The sequence below is a fragment of the Candidatus Rickettsiella isopodorum genome, assembly GCF_001881495.1.
Taxonomy (GTDB): domain Bacteria; phylum Pseudomonadota; class Gammaproteobacteria; order Diplorickettsiales; family Diplorickettsiaceae; genus Aquirickettsiella; species Aquirickettsiella isopodorum.
The window spans coordinates 16577-28960 of the sequence record NZ_LUKY01000031.1; the positions used below are offsets into that span (position 1 = coordinate 16577).

At 37.0% G+C, this 12384-nt stretch carries 9 protein-coding genes; 2 read left to right on the top strand and 7 right to left on the bottom strand.

Translation table 11 applies throughout. From position 1 onward, the window contains the following. The first annotated feature begins 64 nt into the window (after positions 1 to 64). Positions 65 to 574 carry a nucleoside deaminase gene (locus tag A1D18_RS01870; protein WP_071662130.1) on the top strand — a complete coding sequence of 170 codons (510 nt, stop codon included), beginning with the start codon at positions 65 to 67 and terminating at the stop codon, positions 572 to 574. Between the two features lie 3 nt (positions 575 to 577). Here the strand turns inward: A1D18_RS01870 and metF are convergent, their stop codons facing one another. The 5 genes from metF to A1D18_RS01895 form a co-directional block, all read right to left on the bottom strand. Further along, entirely contained in the window at positions 578 to 1441 is an 864-nt protein-coding gene (metF, locus tag A1D18_RS01875) for a methylenetetrahydrofolate reductase [NAD(P)H] (RefSeq protein ID WP_071662131.1), read from the bottom strand. Beyond that, positions 1419 to 3773 carry a 5-methyltetrahydropteroyltriglutamate--homocysteine S-methyltransferase gene (gene metE / locus A1D18_RS01880; protein ID WP_071662132.1) on the bottom strand — a complete coding sequence of 785 codons (2355 nt, stop codon included), beginning with the start codon at positions 3771 to 3773 and terminating at the stop codon, positions 1419 to 1421. Before metE ends, metF begins: the two co-directional genes overlap by 23 nt. A 480-nt stretch (positions 3774 to 4253) precedes the next feature. Next, positions 4254 to 5588 (bottom strand): S41 family peptidase, encoded by a 1335-nt coding sequence (locus A1D18_RS01885; protein WP_071662133.1) that lies wholly within the window; start codon positions 5586 to 5588, stop codon positions 4254 to 4256. A gap of 191 nt (positions 5589 to 5779) precedes the next feature. Further along, on the bottom strand, positions 5780 to 7333 hold the full coding sequence (gene gpmI / locus A1D18_RS01890; RefSeq protein ID WP_071662134.1) for a 2,3-bisphosphoglycerate-independent phosphoglycerate mutase: 1554 nt from the start codon (positions 7331 to 7333) through the stop codon (positions 5780 to 5782). Positions 7334 to 7337: 4 nt separating this feature from the next. After that, positions 7338 to 8744, bottom strand: a complete 1407-nt coding sequence (locus tag A1D18_RS01895; RefSeq protein ID WP_071662135.1) for an MATE family efflux transporter — start codon at positions 8742 to 8744, stop codon at positions 7338 to 7340. 210 nt (positions 8745 to 8954) lie between these two features. Between A1D18_RS01895 and A1D18_RS01900 the strand changes: the two genes are divergently transcribed. Continuing rightward, entirely contained in the window at positions 8955 to 10046 is a 1092-nt protein-coding gene (locus tag A1D18_RS01900) for a hypothetical protein (protein ID WP_071662136.1), read from the top strand. A 62-nt stretch (positions 10047 to 10108) separates the two neighbouring features. Here the strand turns inward: A1D18_RS01900 and lgt are convergent, their stop codons facing one another. Both lgt and A1D18_RS01910 read right to left on the bottom strand, forming a co-directional pair. After that, positions 10109 to 10897, bottom strand: coding sequence for a prolipoprotein diacylglyceryl transferase (gene lgt, locus A1D18_RS01905; protein WP_071662137.1), 789 nt, complete (start codon positions 10895 to 10897; stop codon positions 10109 to 10111). A gap of 3 nt (positions 10898 to 10900) precedes the next feature. Beyond that, entirely contained in the window at positions 10901 to 12361 is a 1461-nt protein-coding gene (locus tag A1D18_RS01910) for a glycosyltransferase family 87 protein (RefSeq protein WP_071662138.1), read from the bottom strand. Positions 12362 to 12384 lie beyond the last annotated feature (23 nt).

Sequence of the window (12384 nt, forward strand, 5' to 3'; positions counted from 1 at the left end):
GTGTTAATCAAAAAATTTATTATCCGTAGTCGATAGTTTTAAATCTATACAGCGCAAGGATACGATGATTAAGTTAAATAAAGAGGAAAGAAAATTTTTGGATCTCGCCTATCAGGAAGCAGAAATAGGTTTGAAGGAAGGAGGTATTCCAGTGGGGGCTGTTTTAGTAGTAGGAGATAAAGTGGTTGCAAAAGGACACAATAAGCGTATCCAAGAGCAAAGTATGATCAAACATGGCGAAACAGATTGTATAGAAAATACTCATCGTAAAGTTTCTTCGACAGATTTACAACGCGCAACCCTCTATACCACCTTATCTCCTTGCTATATGTGTGCCGGCGCCATTCTATTAAACAAAATACCCAGAGTGATTATCGGAGAAAATAAAACCTTCGAACAATCTGAGGAGTGGCTAAAACAAAATCAAACAGAAATTATCGTCGTTAACTATGCAAAATGTGTCACAATGATGTTAACCTTCATCAAAAAAAATCTTAAACTTTGGGGGGAAGATATTGGTTTAACAGAACGACAAGTTTTAAATAAATATAAAGATCGGTTTCATCGGATATGAATTTTATTTTCCTTTCGGGATGTAGGTAGAGTTTAGATTTTGGATAATGCGATGCGTTGGTTCTGTGCGATTTAAGGTATAAAAATGAAATTCCTTAACACCGTTTTGCAATAAACTATGGCAAAGTTTAGTGACAAATTCAATGCCGATTTCTTGTAAGGAAATCGGATCATCGCAATAGGTTTTAAGATGTTTATGTAACCATAAAGGAATTTCTGCGCCACAAGCGGTTGAAAACCGCATGAGTTTCTGATAATTCATAATCGGTGTAATGCCCGGAATGATCGGGATACGAATAGAAGATTTTTCACAAGCTTCTATAAAACGAAAATACGCATCACTATTAAAAAAAAATTGTGTAATCGCACTATTAGCACCGGCTTCAATTTTACGTTTAAAATTTTCGATATCCATAGCCGGGCTAGTAGCGCGCGGATGAAATTCCGGATAGGCGGCCACAATGATATGAAAATAATGGCCGGTCATTTTACGAATGGCAGTAATTAATTCACTTGCATAATTGAATTCAATATTTATTGGCGTATTATCGCTAGGTAAGTCGCCTTGAATCACCAACAATTGTTTAATGCCTAATTGTTTATATTCAGTGAGTAAATCGTGTAAACGCTGATGAGTCATATTGACGCAGGAAATATGTGGTGTTGCAGGCATTCCATCGTTGACGAATTGCCGCACCACATTCAATGATTTTTGTTGTAGCGATCCACCGGCACCAAACGTGACAGAAAAATAGTTTGGTTTGAGTTGAGATAATTCCTGTCGTGTCTGATTCAAATCCTGGGAGCCTTTTTTTGTCTTAGGCGGAAAAACCTCAAAACTAAAACTAAATTTTTGACGTAACGGCATGCGAGATCTCCTTGTTAGCGGAGGGTGGGATAACAAGAAGAGCACTCTCCTCACGGAGGAATTTAGCAGCGCCGACCATGTTGCGTAATGCTTCAATTACTTCAGGCAAATGGCGAGTTTTTAGGCCACAATCAGGATTTACCCAGAGACGTTCAATGGGAATATAATGTAATGCCTGTTGTAGTTGCTGGATCATTTCCTCTTTTGAGGGAATGCGTGGTGAATGAATGTCATAAATACCCGGACCGATTTCATTCGGATAGGAAAAATTTTCAAATGCTTGTAAGAGTTCCATTTTGGAACGGGAACTTTCCAGCGTGATGACATCCGCATCCAGTGCAGCAATTGCTTCGATGACATCATTAAACTCGGAATAACACATATGTGTATGAATCTGTGTCCTATCTTGGACAACGCAGGAAGCAATGCGGAATGAAAATACGGCCCAATCTAAATAATTTTGCCAATCTTTATGACGTAAGGGCAAGGTTTCACGAAAAGCGGGTTCATCAATTTGAATAATCTGGATACCCGCTTTTTCTAAATCGACGACTTCATCGCGTAAGGCCAAAGCAATTTGCAAAGCCGTCGCTTGGTGTGGTTGATCATCTCGAACAAAAGACCAAGCTAATAGAGTAACAGGACCCGTTAACATCCCTTTGACCGGACGTTTGCTTAAGGTTTGGCTATAAGCGGCCCATTCAACGGTCATTGCTTGCGGGCGACTAACGTCTCCATAAATAATAGGGGGCTTAACACAACGTGATCCATAACTTTGTACCCAGCCGTTTTTAGTAAAAGCAAAACCATTTAATAACTCACCAAAATACTCGACCATGTCATTACGTTCGGCTTCACCATGGACTAAAACATCTAAATCCAAAGCTTCTTGTTGGACTATCACATCGGCGATTTGTTGTTTTATTTCTTGTTGATAGGTTTCATACGATATTTTTCCTGATTTATATTCTTGACGAATTTTTCGGATATCCGTTGTTTGTGGGAAAGAACCGATAGTCGTAGTGGGTAATAAAGGTAATTGTAACGCTAATTTTTGTTGTTTGGCACGCGAACTATAATCCGTGTTGCGTTTGGCAAGATCGTTGCTGACGGATTTAATCCTATTTTGTACCCAGTGATTATGGATACGCGGTGATGTTTTTCGGTTTTGTAAAGCGATTTGATTTTCCTGCAACAAATCCGTAATAGCGGGTTCATTTGCATTTAAAGCACGAGATAATAAAGCTATTTCAGCTAATTTTTGTTTAGCAAAAGCAAGCCATGTTTTTATTTCGGGATCTAATTTAGTTTCGTTATCTAAATCAACCGGTGTATGCAGTAAGGAACAACTACTCCCTATCCATAATTTATCACCATAAACTTTATGAATAGGACGTAGTTGAGTTAATATTTCATTTAAATCGGCGCGCCAAATATTACGACCATTGATCAATCCTAAAGAAATAATTTTATCTTTTGAAAATTGTTCTAAGCAGTGAGATAGTTGTTCAGGCGCTGTGCAACAATCGATATGCAAACCCTCAATGGGTAATTGTTTGATAAGGGATAATTGATCACTGATGGAACCAAAATAAGTACCTAATAAACAATTGACTTGATTGAAATTTAATGCTTGATACGTTTTAACATAGGCTTGTTGCCAATTCTGCGTTAAATCTAATACTAAAATAGGTTCATCGATTTGCATCCATTCAATCTTTCTGGAACGAAATTCAGCAAAAATTTGATTGTAAACAGGCAATAAATTTTCTAATAAGCTTAATTTATCAAATTCTGCGGGTTTAGTTTTTCCTAACCAGAGATAGGTTAAGGGTCCGAGTAAAACCGGTTTTACTCGATAACCTTTGGCGATGGCTCTATCGATAGCTGAAAAAAAATAATCGGTGCTTAATTGAAAAACTTGGTTTGAATTAAATTCAGGGACAATGTAGTGATAATTGGTATTAAACCATTTTGTCATTTCACATGCCGTAGTTTCTTTTACCTCAGGAGCTTGGCCACGTGCCATGCAAAATATCGTATTGAGATCAATTTTTTTATTCTCATCTTTAAAACGTTCTGGAATGACGCCTAACAGTGCACTATGATCTAATACATGGTCATACCAAGAAAAATCACCCACCGTAATGAAATCAAGTCCAGCCTTAGCTTGCATGTGCCAATTTTTTTCTTCAATTTGTTGACCTATCTGTTGTAATTCATCGATAGTTATTTCCATACGCCAATAGCGTTCAACTGCTTTTTTCATTTCTCGGTGTGCGCCAATGCGTGGTAAACCAAGTACATGGGATGGATTTGAAGAAATAGACATGACATTTTCCCTAAAAAGTTAAAAAATTATTCTTTAAACAATAAGAATGTTAAATAATCTGGAAAGCCTGTTTTAATGTTAGAGAGAAACTCTAATGCATTAAAACAGGCTAATTATAGGCGGCAAAAATAAGTAGAATAAAAGCAGCGCTTGTGAGGCGTGCTGAATAGATATGAAATCTTTAAAGTCACAACAATAGTCATCCATGACAATTCACTCTTAGTTGCTCTAACGACTAAAAATAAGTAGCGAAAAAAAACCACCGGCTAAAGCTTCGGTGGTTTTTATGACGCTTTAGCTAAACTTAATATAGCGCCAGCAAGCTGTAGCTCAAATCGGCGCTTATCAAACAAAGAAATTATAAATGAAAAATAAAAAGAATGCAAGATAATCTAGTTGGATAAACTATATTTTATTGAAAATAATCAGGATGATTTTTTAAATTTAATTCTTTCCAATGATCGGATAGTTTTAAGATTTTTATGGGATATTTTTTGTAGTTTGTAATAATGTCATGCTTTTTAATAAATTTAATGCTTCAAATAATTGATAATCATTTTTCACTAAATTATTGTTGTCAGTTGTGGATGAAAAAATAGTTTTGTCATTACCATTGCCATTTTTTAAATGGCCTTTTAACTCGGATTCATGGAGATAGATAGGTTCAGCAGGATTTTCAGCTAAGGAATTTATCTTTAACTCATCCAATGTGATATCAGGAGAAATACCTGACGCTTGAATCGAACGACCCGAAGGGGTGTAATATAATGCAGTGGTTAATTTAAGTGCAGTGGTCTCATCCAACGGAATAACTGTTTGTACAGATCCTTTCCCAAAGCTTTTTGTTCCTAAAATAACGGCGCGTTTGTTATCTTGTAATGCTCCAGCAACGATTTCGGCTCCGGATGCGCTCCCTTGATTGATTAAAACAATTAATCTACCAGCGTAGATTTGATCATTCGGTTTGGCAGTAATTTTCATATTGGCTTCGGATGATTGGCCTTGCGTGTAGACGATTACTTGGTTGTAGAGCATTTGCTTAGCATCAAGAAAAGCATTAGTGACATCTGCAGCAGAAGTTAATAATCCTCCGGGATTATTTCTTAAATCCAATACTAAACCCTTGAGCGGTGTTTTTTGTTGGTGTTTTAATTTTGCGATCATGCGATCTAAATCATGACGTGTGCTGGCCTGAAAACTATTAATCCGAATATAAGCATAATCAGGCTCTAACAAGCGTCCCTTGATGCTTTGGATATGGATAATACTCCGTTTTAAATTAACTAAGAGCGGTTTATGTAGACCGCGTCGGACTAACATCAATTGTATGGAACTGCCTTTTTGACCACGCATTTTTCTTACCGCTTCGCGTAAACTCAGGCCTTGAATAGGGGTGTTATTAATACGTATTATCCAATCTCCTGGTTTAATACCCGCTTTTTGTGCAGGCCCATCATCAATCGGTGTTATTACACGTAATAAGCCTTCTTCCATACCTACCTCAAGGCCTAAACCACTGAATTCACCGGTTGTAGCGGTGTGTAAATCTTTTAAATCGTCGGCATCTAAAAAACTAGAATGTGGATCGAGTCCACTCACCATGCCTTGCATCGCATTTTGTAGAAGCTCATGTTCTGAAGTCTTTTGGACATATTCATTTTTGATAATTTCTAATTCACGATTAAAACGTAACACATCTTGAGAAAGTTTATCTTCCGGAAAAGAGGGCGTTTTGGGTTGACTTGAAAAAAGTGAGATACTAAAACCTAATAAGGAACAGGTGAGGAAGAAAAAAAATAACGGTTTTAATTTCATACGAGCTTATCCTTTTATTTAGTATTTGTACAAAAAATTTACTCTTCCGAAAATCAGCGTAGTACGTGCCTCAATTGGCCCATTTTCTTGTCTATTCTATTTATAGTGTAATTCACTTTGATGAATTTGCGAGAAGAGAGGCAAAGAAATAGCTATTTTATTGAGCAATGAACGAAGTAGTGAAACCTAAATTATTGCAGTGTGAGTAAGCTTTGGCCGGTCATTTCTTTTGGTTTGTGTAAATTGAGTAAGGTTAAAAGAGTAGGGGCGATATCTGCCAAGCTCGGATGTTTGACTGGATTTATTTTCGCAGGTCGACCGATATAGATAAATGGGACGGGTTCATTCGTGTGAGCCGTATGAGCTTGTTGAGTCTTTTCATCAAACATGCATTCAGCATTACCATGATCAGCGGTAATAATGGCTTCGCCACCATATTCTTGCAAGTACATGCTAATTTTTCCAATACAGTCATCAATACAGCGTATCCCTTGTAAAGTCGCCGATAAATTTCCAGTATGTCCTAGCATATCAGGATTCGCAAAATTACATATAATAACATCATATTTTTTTTCTTTAATAGCCTCTAGCAGATGTTGCGTAATTTCGACAGCACTCATATCCGGAGTGAGATCGTAAGTACTTACTTTTTTTGAAGGGATTAAAACGCGGGTTTCATTTTTTGCAGGAACTTCATTTCCACCATTAAAAAAGAAGGTGACATGGGCATATTTTTCAGTTTCTGCAATGCGTAATTGCTTCAAATGATGTTGAGCGAGATATTCACCTAAACCATGACGTAAAGTTTGTTGCGGAAAAGCAATTTGACTGGGAATATCGCTTGCATATTCCGTTAAAGAAATAAATCCCGCTAAATGGGGTTGTGTGTGTCGATCAAAACCTGAAAACTGCGTATCAAGAAAAGCATGGCTCAATTGGCGTGCGCGATCTGCGCGAAAATTCATAAAAATAACTAGATCGCCATCTTGAATTTTTACCGGGGGTTTATCTGCATCGTGTATCATAGTAGGCGAAACGAATTCATCACTTTCACCTCGATCATAGGCCAGTTGCAAACCTTGTAAAGCGGTAGTGGCATTGTAACGTGCCTCACCTAAAGTTAAACAATCATAAGCTACTTGCGTACGTTCCCAGCGTTTATCTCTATCCATCGCGTAATAACGACCCATTAGACTGGCAATTTTACCCCTATCCAATAGTGCACATTTTTTTTCGAGATGTTTTAGGAATATGGCAGCACTTTTTGGCGATGTATCGCGGCCATCGAGAAAAGGATGCAGATAACACGATTTAATCCCTTGTTTAGCAGCTAATTCAAGTAAGGCATACCAATGTTGTTCATGACTATGGATACCCCCTGGTGATAAAAGTCCTATGATATGTACTGATTTTTGACTGGTTTGGATTTTTTTAAATCCTGCTAGCAAACAAGGATTTTTAAAAAATTCTCTTGTTTCTATGTTTTTATTAATGCGGCTTAAATCTTGATAGAGTACTCGGCCGGCACCCATAGTGAGATGACCCACTTCTGAATTACCCATTTGACCGGCCGGTAAGCCTACGGCCAAACCGGATGCATCCAACAGTGTGTGTGGACAGGTTTGCATCAGTTGGTCCCAATGCGGTGTATTCGCCATGGCAATGGCATTATGTTCTTTTTTTGTCCGATAACCCCAGCCATCCAATATGAGTAATAAGATAGGACGTGGATTGAGTTGAGACATAATGTTAACCTGTGGTTTTTTTAATGTAACGGGTCTGATGGTTGGGTTCAAAAAGGTACTCTTTTACTTTACGACGGTATTGCCATACCAATAAAAATATACCGATGATTTCAGCTAAGAGGGTTGCCCACCAAATACCATAGCCAGCAAAACCATAAGATAACGCGATAACCCCTAAGGGTAAAGCAATGATCCAAAATACTAAAATAGAAGTCAACAAAGTAAATCGTGTATCTTTCAAACCACGCAGTGCACCAAATAGAGCAAAGCGAGGGGCTTCAAAGAGTTGTACCAAAGCGGCTAAGGCTAAAAATTCTTTTGCTAAACGCACAATTACCGCATTATTCGGATCATGTAAATTAAAATCAATGGCTATCAGTTTTTCTGGAAAAACCCAATAAATTATTGCAACCAAAAACATAAAAGCACTGGCATAAAAAATACCGACATACGTCGAGTTATTCACTGCTTTTTTATCATTTTGACCCACACTATGACCGACGCGAATAGTAATACCCTGAGCCAATGCAAACGTCACTATCGAAAATAGCCAAAAAAATTGTAGCGTAATCTGATTGGCACTCAGTGTATCTGCACTAATGCGGCCCATCAATAAACTCATGGCTAGAAAAAAACCGACTTCGAAAAAATAGGTTAAACCCATCGGTAAGCCGACTTGAAAAATTTCATAGAGTCGCGGAACTATTTTTTTCCAGCGAGGAATTTTAAAATAAATGCGATAACTTTTATTTAAGCAAAAATAGACACTAAATCCTAGCGTGATGATCCAAAAAGTCATTGCAGCCCCCCAACCAATTCCAGCAATACCTAAATCAGGAAAGCCAAATTTTCCGAACATCAAACTATAGTTGAAAAAGATACTGAGTGGAACAAATAGCAAACTAAAGGTTAAATTGGTTTTGGTTCGGCCTAAACCGGCAACAAATTGTAACAATACAGTAATAATAAAATCAGGAATGATTGCCCACGTAAGACCATGGAGATAAAATTGGGCCAATTTAACTGTTTCAGGTGCTTGGCCAAAAAATAAAAATAGCGGAGAAAGATTCCATAATAATAGCATGGCCGGCAACATTAAAACGATAGCAAGTAATAGGCCAGCGTAAAATACATAGGATATCTCAGCATTTTTTTTTGCACCATAATACCGAGCAACTAACGTGGTGATCGCTGACAGTGTGCCCCAAATAATTACCATTAATGTCGTGAATACCCAGTTCACTAAGGCCCCAGCCGCTAGACTTGTTGCACCAAGATGAGCCAGAAATATATTTGAAAAAAAACCGACTGATGTTTCGATAATACCGCTCATAATCAGCGGAATAGATAAAACTAGTAGAATTTTGCTTTCTGAAAAAAAAGCTTTGGAATAATAATGAACGATGGGCATGAGATGAAAAATTTATATTTGACAGAGGTTTCTACCATTTTGGCTAGATTTAAACCTAAAGTCTAGGAAATTATCCAAAAATAACGCTTTTACCGCGTTAATTTTCAAACTTTTCGACACTTTAATTTTTACTTAAGTTTTACTTGCTATTATTTAAGTGGGATTAATTGATTCGCTGTTCCGAAAGAGTTAATAATACATGAGGTGTTTATGTCCAAGATTACCAGCCTTCATCCTCAAGCTAGCCGTATTTTAGATGTATTTTTCATTGAAATTGACAAGCTTACCCTAAGCGACTTTAGCCAACGCCATCAACTTCTAAAACAAACTAAACAATTATTTAGGGATCTCAGTAAAATAGGTGAAGAAGAGTTTGCGGAGATTTTTAAATATAATTATTTTAATAGTAGTGATGAGAAAGATAATGAAAAATACCAAGAAGTCTTATCTTTTATAGCCACTTGTATTATCGAAAAGTATTCAGAAAGTGATTTATTACGCTATTTTTTAACACAAAATTTATCTCAAAAGGAAAATAGGCCTGAATATTTTGATCATGCTTCGAGAATCGCTTATTGGTGCCAGCTAATAGGTTACTGGTTTCGTCAATTATCCAATAAATCCATCTATAAATTTAATCCCGAAAGCAGTTCACTGGCTGATTCAGTGAAACATATTAAAACTTCATTAAACAAGAAGTCTTATGTTGAAAATAGTGTGGATGTCGATTTTAGAACGTCTTTGAGTAAGGTGCTTGTAGAATTTGAAAAGAAGCTGATCAATTCGCAATTAGAAGGTCTTGCAAATGAAGGGATTATTGAACGAGAAAAAAGCGTTGCAAGAAGGGAAGAAATACTATCCCAAAAAGAAGAATTACTCTCTGAAAAAATAGAGGGATTAGCGAGGTCTGAAGAAAATTTACAACAAAAAACAGAGTTATTGAATGATGAGAGAAAGGATTTAGAAGAAAAAAACAAAAATTTGGAAAAGGTAATAGATGAATTAAAAGAAAAAATTTTAGCTTTGAAAGAAGTTAAATTAAGCGATAGAAACTATCTACACTTTCTTGAAGATCAGAGTGTTCAATTGCAAGAAGAATTGGAAAAGCTCGTAAAAGAATTGGGTGTTTTTCCTCAAGCTTCACAGAGTACCAAAGCCAAAAATGAAGAGTCTTTTTTAGCAAAACCTAAGCTTTGTAGAAGTCAAAGCTTTGCATCTTTTTTCCCTAAGCACCAATCGAAAGATGATAATCAGTCCAATTTAGGAACGGCAAAATCATTCGATTGTGTGTCAATGAAATAACCAGCAATACATCTAATAATTCTTTTTTATTGGGTGTATTTCTCCTCGAAATTAAATTTTAATTACGCTCTCATTGGGTTGCTATGTATTTTGTATAACAAAAATAAACCGAACAGGATCATTGGAATAGATAGTAATTGACCCATGGTTAACCAATTGTCAGCAAGGAAACCTAATTGTGGATCCGGTTGGCGGAAAAATTCCAGTCCAAAACGGAAAATACCATATAGAAGGGAAAACCAGGCTGAAACGGCCATGCGCGGTCTTTTTTTACTCGAATAAACCCAGAGGATAACGAATAATACGACGCCCTCAAAAAAGAACTCATAAAGTTGTGAGGGATGTCTCGGTAGGCCGCCAGCACGTGGGAAAACCATCCCCCAATGCACATTAGTGACTCGGCCCCATAATTCACCATTGATAAAATTACCAATCCGACCCGCACCTAATCCTATTGGGACGAGAGGAGCGGCAAAATCGGTAATATCAAAAAAGTGTTTTCCTGTTTTTCGACTAAATAAATAGAAAGCGCATAAAACACCTAAAAGACCGCCATGAAATGACATACCGCCTTGCCAAACTTGAAAAACAATCCAAGGATGACTTAGAAAATTAGGTAAATCATAAAACAACATATAGCCGACGCGGCCACCTAAAATAACACCCAGCGCGGTGTAAAAAAGCAGATCACTGACTTGATCGATAGTCCAACCGCTATTCGGTTTTTTAATGCGATAAATGGCCAGTAACCAAGCACCTATAAATCCAACGGCATACATAAGGCCATACCAATGAACCTTGAGTGGTCCTAGGCTAAAGGCAATCGGATTTATCGAAGGGTAGATCAACATAATTTAATCCTGATGATGAGCAATGGTTGAGTATTGCTGGCTATAGTGTGTACTGTGAAGTATCCAATCAACAGTGGCTTTGCCTATCCCTCGGTAGGAGGGTAAAAAAACCACGATACCGATTAATAATAACAGGGCTGGGGGTATTCTTTCAAAATGTATACTCTTTTGTTGTGAGTATAATTCAAAATTCCTTGTTAAACGATAACGCAGCCAAAATATTAAGCCAATTAAACTAATCAAAACTAAAAAGTAAAGTGAGGAAACTAAAAATATGCGCAGCACATTGGTCGTATTGATTTGAGCACTATCAAATAAACTAATTGGGATATTACTAAAAAAAATGCAGGCCATTAAAAATAGAGGCAAAGCGATAGGATAAACCCCTTTTTTTGCTAATTGCCATAAAATTAACATCGGAATACTCAATAAAGGAAAATAATATATCCAACCCAAGGGGGAAAGCAATAACATGCCGACAATGAGGACTGAGAAATCAAGATCCACTTTTAGTTTAGTAGGCATATCAACCGATGGCCGTAAAAATCGAATGATGGCAAGAAAAAATAATCCAGTAACGAAAGGATAAAGATAGATAACGAGTCCAGGGACAGCGAACAGAGCAACATTACTTTCTATGCCACCCCCTAAGCGCAATAAAAAACCATAAAATGAGACATTCCAACTGGAAGCGGCCCATTTTATTTGTTGACAGGCATGGTAATAAGCGACATAACTCTCTAGCCCTAAAAAAAATGCTGCAATTAAGCCACAACTGAGTAATGTGACCAAAAATGCACATAAGCCGCGCCATTCTTTACGCATCAGAAAATAAAATAAAAATAAACCAATAAAAGGTTTTAAACTGCTTGCTAAACCTAAAAGAATAGCAGCGCGGATAATTTTTTTATCACGCGCGGCACACCACCCTAATACTAATAGCGGAAGCAACAATAAACTGACTTGACCAAATTGTAAGCTCACAAAACTAGGAAAATAACTAAATAAGGCGATTAACAACAATAATCCAGAGGATGCCGAAAAAGTCTGTCGATCAAGTTTTTGTTGCAATAATAAAATTCCTAACGCGCCAGCGATTATCGAGAGTGAGGTCCACAACACTAAAGCATGGGGGTAGCTAAGGTAGGCTAACGGAAAGCTCATGAGTGTAAAAAAAGGTGGATTTAAATTGCCACCTAATTTAATGAGTTTGGAGTGTGTCGGTTTAGTTTGGATAGTAGGTGAATCGCTATTTAGTTTATTTTTTACAAAATAAATCGGTGTGTAGATATTTTTTCCTTGGATAAAAAGTTGCTGAGAATGATAGAATTTTCCAAAGTCACTATAGAGAATATTAGTTTTTCCCAGTGTTAACGGATAAATAAAGTTAAGTATCAATAGGATCCCAAGTAGAATGACTCCACTGAAAAAAAGTAGAAAATGATAAGTTTTTTTAAATGGCATACATTCAAGTGTGAAGCGTAGAT